12 protein-coding genes are annotated in these 13,801 nt (G+C 54.6%); 5 read left to right on the top strand and 7 right to left on the bottom strand.

Features of this window, described 5'->3' with window-relative positions; genetic code table 11:
* Positions 1-12 precede the first annotated feature (12 nt).
* A complete protein-coding gene (locus ACN0RL_RS01795; RefSeq protein ID WP_417513086.1) occupies positions 13-1,935 on the bottom strand; it encodes a PrkA family serine protein kinase in 1,923 nt (640 codons plus the stop codon).
* A 238-nt stretch (positions 1,936-2,173) separates the two neighbouring features.
* A complete protein-coding gene (gene tmpT / locus ACN0RL_RS01790) occupies positions 2,174-2,827 on the bottom strand; it encodes a thiopurine S-methyltransferase (protein WP_417513084.1) in 654 nt (217 codons plus the stop codon).
* Positions 2,828-2,901: 74 nt separating this feature from the next.
* Between tmpT and ACN0RL_RS01785 the strand changes: the two genes are divergently transcribed.
* From ACN0RL_RS01785 to lpoB, 4 genes are read left to right on the top strand one after another with little or no spacing between them, the layout of a single operon-like run.
* Positions 2,902-3,837, top strand: coding sequence for a D-2-hydroxyacid dehydrogenase (locus ACN0RL_RS01785; RefSeq protein ID WP_417513082.1), 936 nt, complete (start codon positions 2,902-2,904; stop codon positions 3,835-3,837).
* Between the two features lie 52 nt (positions 3,838-3,889).
* Complete coding sequence (locus ACN0RL_RS01780; RefSeq protein ID WP_417513080.1) at positions 3,890-5,365, top strand: COG3014 family protein; 1,476 nt, start codon at positions 3,890-3,892, stop codon at positions 5,363-5,365.
* A gap of 16 nt (positions 5,366-5,381) precedes the next feature.
* Positions 5,382-5,771, top strand: coding sequence for a YcfL family protein (locus tag ACN0RL_RS01775; protein ID WP_417513078.1), 390 nt, complete (start codon positions 5,382-5,384; stop codon positions 5,769-5,771).
* A 12-nt stretch (positions 5,772-5,783) separates the two neighbouring features.
* Entirely contained in the window at positions 5,784-6,386 is a 603-nt protein-coding gene (gene lpoB, locus ACN0RL_RS01770; RefSeq protein ID WP_417513076.1) for a penicillin-binding protein activator LpoB, read from the top strand.
* A gap of 39 nt (positions 6,387-6,425) precedes the next feature.
* Here the strand turns inward: lpoB and ACN0RL_RS01765 are convergent, their stop codons facing one another.
* Entirely contained in the window at positions 6,426-7,676 is a 1,251-nt protein-coding gene (locus tag ACN0RL_RS01765) for an OmpP1/FadL family transporter (protein WP_417513074.1), read from the bottom strand.
* Between the two features lie 197 nt (positions 7,677-7,873).
* On the opposite strand from ACN0RL_RS01765, the gene ACN0RL_RS01760 reads away from it, so the two are divergent.
* Positions 7,874-9,208, top strand: a complete 1,335-nt coding sequence (locus ACN0RL_RS01760) for a YihY/virulence factor BrkB family protein (RefSeq protein ID WP_417513072.1) — start codon at positions 7,874-7,876, stop codon at positions 9,206-9,208.
* Here ACN0RL_RS01760 and ACN0RL_RS01755 read toward each other — a convergent pair.
* The 4 genes from ACN0RL_RS01755 to ACN0RL_RS01740 form a co-directional block, all read right to left on the bottom strand.
* On the bottom strand, positions 9,186-10,226 hold the full coding sequence (locus tag ACN0RL_RS01755) for an HDOD domain-containing protein (protein ID WP_417513070.1): 1,041 nt from the start codon (positions 10,224-10,226) through the stop codon (positions 9,186-9,188). The two genes, ACN0RL_RS01760 and ACN0RL_RS01755, sit on opposite strands and share 23 nt — an antisense overlap.
* Before the next feature lie 111 nt (positions 10,227-10,337).
* Entirely contained in the window at positions 10,338-11,567 is a 1,230-nt protein-coding gene (locus ACN0RL_RS01750; RefSeq protein WP_417513068.1) for a hypothetical protein, read from the bottom strand.
* 105 nt (positions 11,568-11,672) lie between these two features.
* Positions 11,673-12,407 (bottom strand): 16S rRNA (uracil(1498)-N(3))-methyltransferase, encoded by a 735-nt coding sequence (locus tag ACN0RL_RS01745; RefSeq protein ID WP_417513066.1) that lies wholly within the window; start codon positions 12,405-12,407, stop codon positions 11,673-11,675.
* Between the two features lie 15 nt (positions 12,408-12,422).
* The gene (locus tag ACN0RL_RS01740; protein WP_417513064.1) at positions 12,423-13,772 is read right to left on the bottom strand and encodes an adenosylmethionine--8-amino-7-oxononanoate transaminase; all 1,350 of its coding nucleotides are present in this window, start codon (positions 13,770-13,772) and stop codon (positions 12,423-12,425) included.
* Positions 13,773-13,801 lie beyond the last annotated feature (29 nt).

Here is a 13,801-nt window from a genome sequence, read left to right as displayed (position 1 = left end):
CCGCCATCACTGCTAGTGCGACTTGCGAACTCGCAGGTACCACTCTGCCAGCAGGCGCACCTGCTTCTCCGTATAGCCCCGATCGACCATGCGTTCGACGAACTGTTTGTGCTTGTTCTGATCTTCCTGGCTGGCTTTTGGGTTAAACGAAATAACCGGCAACAGGTCTTCGGTGTTCGAGAACATCTTCTTCTCGATCACGCTGCGCAGTTTCTCGTAGCTGAGCCAGGAGGGGTTCTGGCCCTGGTTATTGGCCCGGGCCCGCAGTACAAAGTTGACCACCTCGTTGCGGAAATCCTTGGGATTGCTGATGCCTGCCGGCTTTTCGATTTTCTCCAGTTCTTCATTGATGGAAGAACGGTCAAGAATCTCGCCGGTTTCCGGATCCCGGAATTCCTGATCCTGAATCCACAGGTCGGCATAGGTTACGTAGCGGTCGAACAGGTTCTGACCGTATTCGCTGTAGCTTTCCAGATAGGCCGTCTGGATCTCCTTGCCGATAAACTGAACGTAGTGCGGAGCCAGGAACTCCTTGATGAAGCGCAGGTAGCGCTCGTGGGTCTCGGGCGCGAACTGCTCCTGTTCAATCTGCTTTTCAATCACGTAGAGCAGATGCACCGGGTTGGCGGCCACTTCGGTGGTGTCGAAGTTGAATACCTTGGAGAGAATCTTGAACGCAAACCGGGTCGAAAGGCCGTCCATGCCCTCGTTAACGCCCGCCGCATCGCGGTACTCCTGAATGGATTTTGCCTTGGGGTCTGTGTCCTTGATGTTCTGGCCGTCGTAGACACGCATCTTAGAAAAAACACTGGAGTTTTCCGGCTCCTTGATGCGTGAGAGCACGGAAAACTGCGCCAGCATGTCCAGCGTATCCGGCGCGCAGGGTGCCCCGGCCAGAGAGCTGTTTTTCAGAAGCTTTTTGTAGATCTCGATCTCTTCCGTCACACGCACACAATAGGGCACCTTGACGATATACACCCGGTCAAGAAAGGCCTCGTTGTGTTTGTTGTTGCGAAAAGTCTGCCATTCCGACTCGTTGGAGTGAGCAAGGATAACCCCGTCAAAAGGTACAGAGCCCATGCCCTCGGTGGTGTTGTAGTTGCCTTCCTGTGTTGCGGTAAGCAACGGATGCAGAACCTTGATGGGCGCCTTGAACATCTCGACAAACTCCATCAGCCCCTGGTTGGCTTTGCACAGGCCGCCACTGAAGCTGTAGGCATCGGGGTCATCCTGGGAGTAATCTTCCAGCATGCGGATGTTCACCTTGCCGACAAGCGCAGAAATATCCTGGTTGTTGTCATCCCCCGGTTCGGTTTTGGAGACACCGATCTGATCCAGCACAGAGGGATACTTTTTCACCACACGGAACTTGCTGATATCGCCGCCGTATTCATGCAGGCGTTTCACGGCCCAGGGCGACATGATGTTCTTCAGGTAACGGGAGGGAATGCCGAACTCTTCTTCCAGAATAGCGGCATCCTCGGCCGGATCGAAAAGCCCCAGGGGCGATTCGTTGAGCGGGGAATCCTTGATGGCATAGAAAGGCACCTTCTGCATCAGGTACTTGAGCTTCTCCGCCAGTGATGATTTACCACCGCCAACCGGCCCCAGCAGGTAAAGGATCTGTTTCTTCTCTTCCAGGCCTTGAGCCGCATGCCTGTAGAAGGACACGATATTCTCCACAGCCTCTTCCATGCCGTAGAATTCGGAAAATTCCGGGTATCGTTTGATGATTTTGTTGGAAAAGATACGTGACAGGCGGGTATCACGGGAAGTATCGACAAATTCGGGTTCGCCGATCGCAATCAATAATCGTTCGGCCGCCGAAGCATAGGCCGTTGGGTCCTTTTTACAGATCTCGAGGTATTCCTCAAGGCTGTACTCTTCTTCCTGGGTGCTCTCATACCGGTTTTTAAACTGCTGCAGTATGCTCATGGGTAGCCCCTCGCTCGCTGTTCTTCAGCTTTCAGTACACGCAATATCCCCGTTGCAGTTACGGTCGCCATGCCGGCGATTCGTTTGGTTGTGGGTGAAAGGAAAGGGTATTTTCAGCCGGTCACGATCTGTGTCGGATTTCGGCCTGTTCAACCTGAGCTTAGTTCACGCTCAGGGGGTTGGACAGGCAGTAATTGGTTAAGGTTCATTAAATTATGTTACCGCAGCAGTTCACAGACTATCGCTTGGTGAGGCGAAATACGCTCTCTGTGGCGCCAATCAGGCCTTTGCGTTTGGTAAACATGTGGTCGCTGGGCAGCGTATTGGTGAGGATGTGCTCGATGTCGTAGTCAGCAGAATAGAGCTCCCGGACTTCGTCGTCGCTCACATTGAATGGTGGCGGGGTAATTCGGGTTTTGTAGTCCAGGGTAATAAGCAGGATTCTGGTGCCGTCGGGAATAATTGCCGTAAGGTGCTCAACGTATTGTTTGCGCATAGACTGAGGAAGGGCAATCAGGGCGGCACGGTCGTACACCAGGCGGGTATGTTTGAGATCATCGGGTGTCATCTGGAAAAAATCACCGCACCATAGCTCAAGGTTTTCATGGCGGAAGGTTATAAAGGGCTTGCCGGGGTGTACCTGAGCTTTCTCGCCGGCCTCTTCAAAGAAGTCCTTGCAGGCGATTTCGCTCAGCTCCACGCCAATAATCGAGTGGCCCCGATCATGCAGCCACCACATATCGTGGGCTTTGCCGCACAGCGGAACAAATACACCTTCAGTACCAGCGCCTGAGAGCTCTGGCCAGTGGTCGTAAAGAAATTGATTGACTGAGCCCTCGTGGAAGCCGATTTCCTTTTTGCTCCAACGCTCGTGCCAGAATTCGTGATCCATGATTTCCAGTCTCTTATTTGGACGTTTGGCTCAGTCTACCTTAATCTCGAGCGGTATTGATGATGGAGAAAAGTATGAAAGCTGTATTTCTTGATGCCAGCACGCTTGGCCATGATGTAGATCTTGCACCCCTCGAAAGGGTTGCCGGCAGTATTGTGAAGCATGCCTCCACGACAATCGCACAGGTAGGGGAACGGATCCGCGGCTTTGATACCGTGCTTGTCAACAAGGTTGTGCTTACGCGGGAGCATTTCGAAAACTGTCCGGAGTTGAAAACCATCGCCGTGGTCGCCACCGGATTGAACAATGTTGACGTGGAAGCCGCCAGAGAGCATGGCATACAGGTGCTGAACGTGACGAACTACGGCCGCTCTACGGTAGCGCAGCACACCATGGCGCTGATGCTGGCATTGGCAACGCGGCTACTGGATTACGATCGCGATGTGCGGGCAGGGCGCTGGGCTGAAAGCGACATGTTCTGCCTGATGGGCCATCCGATCATGGAGCTGGAGGGTCGGACTCTGGGTATCCTCGGCTATGGGGATCTCGGGCAGGGTGTTGCCGAGCGGGCCAGAGCCTTCGGTATGAACATATTGCTGGGTGCGCGACCCGGACAGGCTGCAGGAGAGGTTGACGGGTACCCCAGGATTCCTCTGGATGAGCTCCTCCCGCAAGTGGATGTTCTCTCGATTCACTGCCTGCTCACCGATGAAACCCGGAACCTGATTGGCGCCCGGGAGTTGCAGATGATGAAGCCGGATGCACTGCTGATTAATACCAGCCGTGGCGGACTGGTGGACGAGGACGCCCTGGCCCATGCGCTGCGACACCATGTTATTGGCGGTGCCGGGTTTGATGTGTTGACCGAAGAGCCTCCGCGCAACGGCAATCCTCTGCTTGCAGGTGACATACCAAACCTGATCATTACGCCACATTCAGCCTGGGCCAGCCGTGAAGCGCGGCAGAGGATTGTCGAAATCACGGCGCAAAATCTCGCCTCGATTTCCTGACATATCAATGGGCAAGGCTGGAAGGGGATGATGGTTTGCAAGGAGTGGTAGTTTGAAAAGCACCTGGAGTGTGTTTTTGGCGACGATTTTGGCGACCTTGCTTTCAGGGTGCTCGTCGTTCCAGCATCGTGATCAGCTTGCTTCGTTCAATTCAGCCTATGTTAGCGGTGATTATACGTCTGCACTGAAGGCAATGAGTTTCAGTGAGTCTGATAAGAAACCAGTTGATTCCAGGGAGCACTTGCTCGAATTATTGCACCAGGGCGAAATGTACCGCCTGACAGGCCGTTATGGCGAATCTGTAAAAGCCTATGATCTGGCAGAGGAGGGTATGAAATACCTCGATAGCGAGGGCTTGCTGACGAGCGCTACGGAAGGACTTTTAGCGGTCATGGTCAACGACTCAGCGCGTGACTATGAGGCCTTGATGTCTGAGGCAGTGTTGGTGAATACCTACAAAGGGCTGGCGTTCCTGGCTGCGGGCAATACCGAATACGCCCGGGTCGAATTTAACCGGGCCGACGACCGAACTCGTCGCGCTGTTGATTATTTCCGCAAGGAAATCGCTGAGCAGCAGGCTGTCTTGAAGCGAGAGGCCCAGAGCGGCAACCAGAAAGCTTCGATGGTTCGCAGCAGCCTTGGAGACAGTCGCTTTCAGTCAGCCGTTGATAACCAGTACGGTGCGACGTCGAGCTGGTCCGTTTTTCCCGAATTCATTGTGCCCTCAAGTACGTATCTGCATGGCATTTACTTTCTTGCGAATGCAGCAGACGGCGCTGATTATGAGCGGGCGGTCACTTCGCTTTCCCGTGTTGCGCAAATGAGCCCCGGGAGCAGGGTGCTGCAAAGCGATGCAGACCTGGCCACTGACCTTGCATCTGGCCGGCAGTCACTGAAAGAGTTGCCCCCGCAAGTATGGATTTTGTATGAAAACGGGTTGGGACCAGTTCTGAGAGAGTCCCGCCTGGATGTACCCTTGTTCATTGTGCGCGGCACCCAGCAGGCGCCCGCTTATGTGGGTTTGGCTTTGCCGGAGTATACTGACCGCTCTGCTTTACCCGGTGGTCTCGGTGTGGTCGGTGCGACAGGTCTGGTGGTGCAGACAGAACGAATTGCGGACATGGGCAAGGTTATCCGTACCGAGATGAAAGAGCGGTTCCCGGGCATACTCTCCCGGGCTGTCGCATCCGCGATAAGTAAAGCCGTTCTTCAGAGCGAGGCGGCAGATCAGTTTGGCCCCTGGGGCCAGCTTTTTGCAGCTGCATATTCGGTTGCGACAACTCAGGCCGACCTGCGCAGCTGGCAGGCACTACCTGACCACTGGGAGGCCTTACGTGTCGATCGCCCTGAAAGCGGGAGCATGACTCTACTGGATAACCGGGGAGAGGTGCTGGGCGAGCTGGAAATTCCACACCAGGCATTCACACTGGTGTATGTTAAACGTCCGACATTGAACGCCCCTGCCACGGTCATCACCATGGATTTGCAGGGCAAAACCGAAGCAACATTAAGGCGAATGCCTGAGTGAGATGAGGAATCATGTTATGAAAACACTATTGTTTGCCAGCCTGCTGATTTTCGGGCTGGCAGGTTGTGCCTCGCAGCCGGAAACTCATTCAATGAGCGAGAGGGAAAACCTGAAGGTCGACCCGGAAGTCAGCTACGCCATGACGGTAACCGAGCTCTTTGAGAAGCGCCTGGCTCAACCAAGTGGTGACAGCCTGCTGCAAGTGCAGTTTGCGGTGGAAGCAAGGTCAGACGCCGAGCTTGCATGGACAGTGATCTGGTTTGATGACAATGGCATGGTTGTTAAAAGCGTTGGTGAGGGTTACCGCAAAGCAACCCTGCTGACTGGCCAGGTGCGCTACTTCGATGCCACTGCACCTCATACCAAAGCGACCAGTTACCAGTTGCATCTCCGTGAACCAAGATAAAAGGAATCCCCTATGTTGATACGTGCTCTTGCCATTTCCGTCAGCCTTGCTGTTGTCGCCGGCTGCGCCGCACCTGCTCGCTATATTGACCCGGCTGCTGACGATGGCCCGGTCGCTATGACCATGGACTATCGGGATTTTGAAAAGGCGGCCACAGATGCTGTTGAGGACATGCTTGCCAGTGGTGCCGTAAATAACCCTGATGGTAGTCGTTACATCATGGTGGTCAGCCGTGTGACCAACGATACCATGCAGCGTATTGATACCGACCAGCTCACCAAGAAAATCCGCGTATCCCTGCTGCAATCCGGGAAGGTTGTCACCACTACAGCCGTCGGCCTCAATGGCGCTGAAGATGAAATGAACATGAAAGCCCGTGAGTTGCGCGATTCAGAGGAGTTTGATCAATCCGGCGTGATGCGCAAAGGCCTGCTTCAGGCACCTGATCTGAGCCTGTCCGGAAAAATTCTGCAGCGCAATCACAAGGTCGGCAAAGAACAACAGGTGGAGTACTACATCCAGTTGTCCCTGACAGATCTCGAATCAGGCCTGGCCATCTGGGAAGGAGAAACGCCCATTATCAAGCGTGGCCCTAACAGCTCCGTTTCCTGGTAATCAGAAAAGGAGCTGTCACCATTGCGTTAGCTGATGTGATCAAAAGTTCCAACCCAGGCTGGCCGAGGCGCCAACCTGGTACATTTCCAGGCTGATCGTCTGGTTGGGCGCCAGTGGATTGGGGCCGGAGACTTCTTTTGTGGGCGAGAAAAAGGCCATTCCAGACAGCTCCAGGTTGTCACTGAAATTGTGAGTGAAGCCACCCGTGAAGTGCCACTCCTGCACACCCGGCGCGAGGATGTTGAACAAGACATCTTCGTCAGAGATCGGATTTTCGCCGTAGCTCACGCCAGCGCGCCACGCGTGGCCCGGAGTCTGCTGCCACTGCCATCCCAGCTTTACGATGGTCATGTCGTCCCAGCCGAACCCCGCCCCGTCATCAGTGCCCAAAGACCCGGGTGTGATGGGCATAACAGGGTTGCCGACGCTGTTAATTTCGCTGTATCGAATGTGCTGGATATCCAGCAGGAACCAATGGTTCTGAACGCCTGACCAGGCGATACCTGCATTGAACATTTGTGGAATATCGAAGTCACCCTGCTCGGCAAACAGCCCCCGATACTTGTCGAACTCTCCCATTTTCACGATATTGCGCCAGCTGACACCGCCGCGCAGCGTGTCGGTAATTTCGCCCTGCCAGCCGATCTGGTAGCCGTAGCCCCAGGCGTCGTCGGTACCGTTGTTCGAAAGTGCGTCAGCATCGGACGAAAATGGCGCAAAGCTTTGCAGACCTTCTGCCGCAAAACGCTGGTAGGCAATTATTGGCGAAATACCTATGGCTTGATTGTCGGCAAACTCCCAGGCCACTGTCGGTGCAATAAACAGCTGCTCAAGGTTCACTCCAGTGCGGCCGCCATAGAATGCCCCGCCATTCTCACCGGAATAGTCCGTGTTCATGCCACCGTTGGCAAATACTGAAACACCGAAGGCAGTCGTGTCGGAGAGTTGACGGTTGAAACCGAAATGGGGAATCACGAAACCGTTTTTGCTGCTTTCATAGGTACCCGGCTGAAGAGAAAATGCGGGTGGAGGCGATAACGGGCCTTCAACGGAATATTCTCTACGCGGTGAAAAGACCTCAATGCCACCGTCAATACGATTGCCCACAAACGCCATGCCCGCCGGGTTGGTGGAGGCAGCCATACTGTCCTGTGACAAGGCTGAGCCAGCACCGGCCATGCCCATGCTAATGGCACCGTAACCGTGGCTGAAGTAGCCATTTGTCGCCAGGGCGGCGGTTGGGAAGAGTGTTGAGAGAGCTAAAGTTCCCAGAGCAATTTTGATGCGCATGTAAAAATCCATTCAGTTGAGCGACATATCGTTTGTGACCGCTTTTTTACAGAGTTTTTGTTATAAGCGGAAGTAACAAATATCGATATAGTTATATTGAACAGGGTGTCTCGCAAAAAGCTGTTAATCAGTCATACTTGGTGGGAATCGGATATCTAACTGATAATCTGAATAAAACAGGATCAACAGGACCTAAAGTGGCTTCTTTCCAATTCAAAGAGCGACTCCAGGCTGCGGAAAGCTGGATTCTTGCAAACCCGAACCCGCCGCAGAGCTGGCCCTGGACCTGGCTCTACAAAGTAGGACGTTCGGCTTACGCCCTGATACGAGATGTTATCAGCGGCCAGCTGACCCTCCATGCCATGAGTCTGGTCTACACCACGCTGCTCAGCATTGTGCCTTTGCTGGCTCTGAGTTTTTCGGTGTTGAAAGCATTGGGCGTTCACCAGCGCATGGAGCCTTTCCTGTTCCAGTTTTTCCAGCCCATGGGGCCGGAGGGTGTTGAAATGGCCGAGCGCATACTCGGCTTTGTGGACAACATGAAAGTGGGTGTTCTGGGCTCTGTAGGCCTTGCTTTGCTGGTCTATACCGTGGTTTCGCTGGTGCAGAAAATCGAGCGGTCATTCAACATGATCTGGCGAGTGCCGGAGATGCGTTCGGTAGCCCAGAGGTTCAGCAATTACCTCAGCGTTATTATGGTCGGCCCGCTACTGATGGTTTCTGCCATTGGCGTCAGCGCAACTATTTTCTCTTCAACCATCGTTCAGACTCTGATTGCCATTGAGCCGTTTGGCTCGGTGATACTGTTAGCCAGTCGTTTTACGCCGTTCTTTTTAGTAGTGGGTGCCTTCACGTTCGTTTATGTGTTCATGCCTAACACCCGGGTTAAGCTGCGGTATGCCTTTATTGGTGGCCTTGTCGCCGGGGTTTCCTGGCAGGCAGGTGGAATGCTGTTTGCGTCTTTTGTGGCCGGTTCTGCCAAGTACGCCGCCATTTATTCCAGTTTTGCGATCGGCATTATCATGTTGATCTGGATTTACCTGAACTGGATGATTCTGCTTCTGGGTGCAAGCCTGGCGTTCTACCTGCAAAACCCCGGCGCCGTTGCCAAGCGCACTCATGTTCAGTTAGCACCGGAACTGCAGGAGAAGGTAGCACTGGCTATGATGTGGCTCGTGTCGCGCCCTTTCAGTGAGGGCGCCAAAGCGCCGCAACAAGAAGCTCTGGAGCAAGCATTGAGGGTGCCTGGGGAGGTAACACGCGGTGTTAGCGACAAGCTGATTCGCGCGGGTTTGCTGTCATTGGCAGGCAAGCAGGGCGACCAGCTTGTGCCCGGGCGGGCTCTGGATCTGATTACGGTGGGTGATGTGCTTCAGGTGGTACGCCACGACGAGGACCGGGTTGTTGATCGGTTGCCTACCGTATTTCCTGTCGAGTTACTCAAGGGCGAGCGCAAGAATGAATCCATGACATTCGCAGCTCTGCTGAAAAACGGTGCGAGCCCGGAGCTTAGCCCCGAGCTCCCTCGCTGAGGGCCGCCTTCAGGGCCGCGCGCACACGACCTGTCTGCTCCGGAGTAAGGCGTACGATTTTATCGAGGTCTTCTTCGGGCAGGTTTCTCTGGTGTGCATGGCGCAGCACTTCGCGGCTGCCTATCACCATGCCGTCGCTCAGGGTGGTCTGTTCCTGCTCGGGGGCAGGGCGCTCTGCCGACATCAGGTAAGCGTGGTACTTGGGCGGCAGGTTCCACTCGCTGGCAATCAGTTGGCAGGCAATCCATTGATAACGTGTGAGCGCCTGGCGAATCAGCGCAGCGTCAGGTTCTTCGGCACCGGGCTGTGCCCGGCAAATGCGCTGAAGCTCTCTGCGAATCGTTATATAGGAAAGTGCTGGCAACAAACCGGTGGTAAAAAGTGCGCTCGCATCTTCATTGCGAAGCCTGGCGATAAACTCGGCAGCACGAGCGCAGGTAAGGCCCCAGACCCACGCCCTCTGGGCGAATAATGCTTCCCGGCTGTTACGGGCGGCCATCATCGGGCGCATAACCGCAGCAGCGATCACATTTCGTATGCCGTCCATGCCGAGTACAAATACGGCCTGATCTACAGATTCAATGGTGTGATCCCCGGTACGGAAATAAGGGCTGTTGGCAACCTGCAGGATCTGATCCGTCAAAGCGGGATCGCCAAGAATAATCTGTGTCAGCTTGTGACGGTCGGCCGCTTCATCTGAAAGTGCTTTCATCAGCATCGGCAGCGTCATGGGGCGCCTCGGCACTTCTTCCATCTTGCTGCTTGTAAGGCGGGTGTGAAGTTCCTGAAGTGCAGCGTTCGACCGGCTTGATTCTGAACGCAGGTTTGAAGGCCCCGTGTCCAGAAGCCAGCAGAACAGGTTTTCCTCAAGCTGCAGCGAGAGATCCTGAGTATCTTCCGTTACTTCACCTTGTTCGGTGGTTTTCGCAGGATTAAACAGTCGGGCCTCAGAAACCGGAGGGGGTGACGATTCTGCTGTTTTGAACAAGCCTGCAATCCAGGAAAAGAAGCCTGGCATCCACTGCCTCCGGGTCAATCAGTCGTTAAAGAGTACGTACTCATACCCCCGCAGTATAGAGGTACCCCGCAGGCTTGCAACAGGCCAGATCCGTTGCGGCCAGCAAGCTATTTACATCAATACGCCACCAAATACGAAGACAAGCTGGCATATGCCTGCTGCAAAGCCGAGGGCAGCACCTACCAGAATCAGTTTGATCTCATCTTCCTGAAAACAGGGGCGCAGCAGGTCCTGGAATTCTTCCGATGACAGGGCAATCATTCGCTCTACCATAATAGACTCGACGGCGCGGGCGCGGTCGGTTTCGAATACCGGGTTGTTAAAGGACGTTTTCGATATTTCTATGGCTTTTTCGCCCACCTGGTTTTTGAGTGTGGCAAAGCCTGTAGGGCCAAGCGCCATCTGGGTCAGTGCCTTACCCATGCCCGCGGTTTCATCCACCAGCGGCTTGATGTGTTTTTTGACCATGTTGCGGGCGCGGCCGCCGTTGGGACCTTCCAGAATGGCGTTGATGATATTCCCGACGGTAAGAATTTCGTGCGTCACAATGTGGCAGAACGATTCTGCCACCTCGGGCTGGCGCTTGAGGAACAGACCCTGAATACGGAATGGGCCGATCTTTCTGGCATGCAGGGGCCGGAAGATGACGTTCAATGCAATCCAGTTGGTTGCCCAGCCTACCAATAACCCGAAAACAGGCAGTACCCACCAGTTCTGGTAAAAGTACCAGACGGCCATCTGAATCAGGCCGAACAGGAAGCCGAAGTAAAGGCCGGAGTTTACAATAAAGCGGAACTCGACTTCGCCGCATTCCAGAAAAATGCGGTTCAGCAGTTGTTTGTCGACCGCAAGCCGATCGATAACCATGCCTTTGATATCAAGCAGGTCTTCGACATTGTCGGATATATCGTCTACCAGATTGTCAACGAGCTTCGGAGTGGATTTGCGCACCCGGTCGTAGACCATTTTTCGGGCGGATGCAGGGAGGTTTTCCCAGAACGTGGGGTGCTCTCTGAGCATGATTTCGTCCACGTATTCTTCAATGCGGGGGTCAACAGAATGGACAATATGAGTGGCGAGGACTCTGGGGTCGATCTGCTGGAAAATCTCCCGCACGGTACCGATTTTGGAAATAGTTGCGTCGACGCTGATAGCAGCCATTTTCCGGGCTTTTGATGGAATGATGCCCTGCCAGCCTAACAGCGGCGGCTTGCCAACGAACTCCAGGGGGAAGAAGGTCATTTTGATGGCGAGCCAGTTGGTGGTCCAGCCAATGAGTGCCGCAATAACGGGGATGCTGAGGTATTGCCAGAATTCTGGGTTGCTAAACAGGCTTGTCATCCGGGCTCGCACTCACTTTTTTGATTAGGTCTGCGGGATGGAGCATGTTCGGAAGGCTGGCCTCTGTCAATGACTCGCAAGTCCCTTCCAAACCGGCAATATGGCCTAGTAACCTATGTCTCCCCAGAGCCAGTGACAAAGCGCTATGGCTGCGACTGGCGCGGTTTCTGTCCTGAGAACACGGGGCCCGAGTGCCACAGGCATGAATCCGTCTTTCTCTGCCTGTGCAATTTCATCTGCGGTCAGGCCGCCTTCCGGTCCGATCATCAGGGCTATGTTGTCGGGTTTGGCCATTGATTCCAGTGATTGCTTTGTGCGGTGATGTAGCACCAGGCGCAGGTCGCAGTTGTGGCTGTGTTTCAGCCATTGATTCATGGTCATAACCGGCAGGATTTCAGGCACCCGGGCGCGGCCACATTGTTCTGCAGCGCTCACTGCAATTGATTGCCAATGGCGCAAGCGCTTGTCTTCGCGGTCGCCTTTGAGTTTTACCTCACAGCGCTCGGTGGTGATCGGCACTATGCAGCTGACGCCCATTTCCACCGCTTTCTGCACGGCGTAATCCATGCGATCGCCTTTGGACAGAGCCTGGCCAAGGATGATTTTCAGCGGCGATTCCGTATTGTTGGCCTCGGGCACTCCCACCAGAACTTCCACGCGCTTCTTGCCTGATTCAGTAATGGTGGCCGGGTAGTCCTTGCCGTCGCCGTTAAACAGTCTCAGCTCCTGTCCTGGCTGCATGCGCAATACCCGGCCAACATGCTGGGCGGCGTTTTCGTCCAGCTCAGCCTGAGCTCCTTCGCTCAGTGGCGAATCGGTATAAATTCTTGGGATGCGCATGCGTGTTTACCTTGATCAGTCCCGAACGGCTATGTTGATGCCTTCGGTCGCGACCTGGGCCAGATGGCGAATCTGATCTTCGGTGATGACGTAAGGCGGCATGAAGTAAACCACATTACCCAGGGGTCGAAGCAAGGCCTGACGCGTGAGAGAGTGCTGATAAACGCGAACACCCCGGCGCTCCTGCCAGGGAAAAGGCGTTTTTGAGGCTTTGTTCTTCACCATTTCCACGGCGAGCGTCATGCCATGCTGGCGGATATCCCCGACATTTGGGTGATCGGCAAGGTGACCGACGGATTCAGCCATGCAGGCCGAAAGCCGGAGGTTGTTCTCAATAACATTATCGTCCCGGAAGATGTCTAAAGTCGCCAGCGCCACGGCGCAGCCGATTGGGTTGCCGGTGTAGCTGTGGCTGTGCAGAAAGGCTTTCAGGGTTTCATAATCATCATAGAAGGCGTTGTAGACCTTATCGGTGGTCAGCACCACGGATAACGGCAGGTAGCCGGCGGTCAGCCCCTTGGAAAGACACATGAAATCCGGAGTGATCCCCGACTGCTCGCAGGCAAACAGGGTGCCGGTGCGGCCAAAGCCGACCGCTATTTCATCGGCAATCAGATGCACGCCATAGCGATCACAGGCTTCGCGCAGCTTGGTATGGTAAATAGGGTGGTGCATGCGCATGCCACCGGCGCACTGGATCAGCGGCTCCACAACAACGGCGCAGATTTCTTCATGTTTTTCTGCCAACAGTGTTTCCATGGCCTCGAACTGGCGCAGGGCATAAGCCTCGTCGGTTTCACCTTCTTCTTTGTTGTAGGCGTCCGGCGAGGGTGCGGTTAGCACTTCCATAAGCAATGGTTGATAGGTGTCTTTATATAAAGCGACATCGCCCAATGCCAGCGCACCCAGTGTTTCGCCGTGGTAACTGTTGCTCAGGTTCACGAAGTTCTTTTTGCCGGGTTTGCCCTCGTTCTTCCAGTAATGGAAGCTCATTTTGAGCGCTGCCTCAATTGCAGACGAGCCATTGTCGGCATAGAAGCACTTGTTGAGGCCTTCAGGAGTCACTTCGATGAGCCGCTCGGACAAATTGACCACGGGTTCGTGGGTGAACCCGGCCAGAATGACGTGCTCCAGCTCGCCGATCTGCTTCTGGATCGCAGCGTTGATTCTGGGGTTGGCGTGGCCGAAGAGGTTTACCCACCAGGAGCTGACGGCATCGATAAACCGGTTGTTTTCAAAATCCTCCAGCCATACGCCTTCGCCTCGCCTGATGGGGACCAGAGGGAGAGTTTCGTGGTCTTTCATCTGGGTGCAGGGATGCCACACGGATTTGAGGCCGCGGGCGACCAGGTCGGCATTACGCATAATGGAGCTCCGGTAAGACGTTGGTTCTG

It is taken from the genome of Marinobacter sp. (genome assembly GCF_048259445.1).
Classification (GTDB): Bacteria; Pseudomonadota; Gammaproteobacteria; order Pseudomonadales; family Oleiphilaceae; genus Marinobacter.
Note: the sequence above shows the minus strand (reverse complement) of the source record. Positions and strands in the feature narration are given on the sequence as shown.

Coding starts and splice junctions, on each gene's coding strand:
- lpoB (WP_417513076.1), top strand. CDS start 5,784: ATGTTGATACGTGCTCTTGCCATTTCCGTCAGCCTTGCTGTTGTCGCC.
- ACN0RL_RS01755 (WP_417513070.1), bottom strand. CDS start 10,226: ATGCCAGGCTTCTTTTCCTGGATTGCAGGCTTGTTCAAAACAGCAGAA.
- ACN0RL_RS01795 (WP_417513086.1), bottom strand. CDS start 1,935: ATGAGCATACTGCAGCAGTTTAAAAACCGGTATGAGAGCACCCAGGAA.
- ACN0RL_RS01745 (WP_417513066.1), bottom strand. CDS start 12,407: ATGCGCATCCCAAGAATTTATACCGATTCGCCACTGAGCGAAGGAGCT.
- ACN0RL_RS01785 (WP_417513082.1), top strand. CDS start 2,902: ATGAAAGCTGTATTTCTTGATGCCAGCACGCTTGGCCATGATGTAGAT.
- ACN0RL_RS01765 (WP_417513074.1), bottom strand. CDS start 7,676: ATGCGCATCAAAATTGCTCTGGGAACTTTAGCTCTCTCAACACTCTTC.
- tmpT (WP_417513084.1), bottom strand. CDS start 2,827: ATGGATCACGAATTCTGGCACGAGCGTTGGAGCAAAAAGGAAATCGGC.
- ACN0RL_RS01775 (WP_417513078.1), top strand. CDS start 5,382: ATGAAAACACTATTGTTTGCCAGCCTGCTGATTTTCGGGCTGGCAGGT.
- ACN0RL_RS01750 (WP_417513068.1), bottom strand. CDS start 11,567: ATGACAAGCCTGTTTAGCAACCCAGAATTCTGGCAATACCTCAGCATC.
- ACN0RL_RS01740 (WP_417513064.1), bottom strand. CDS start 13,772: ATGCGTAATGCCGACCTGGTCGCCCGCGGCCTCAAATCCGTGTGGCAT.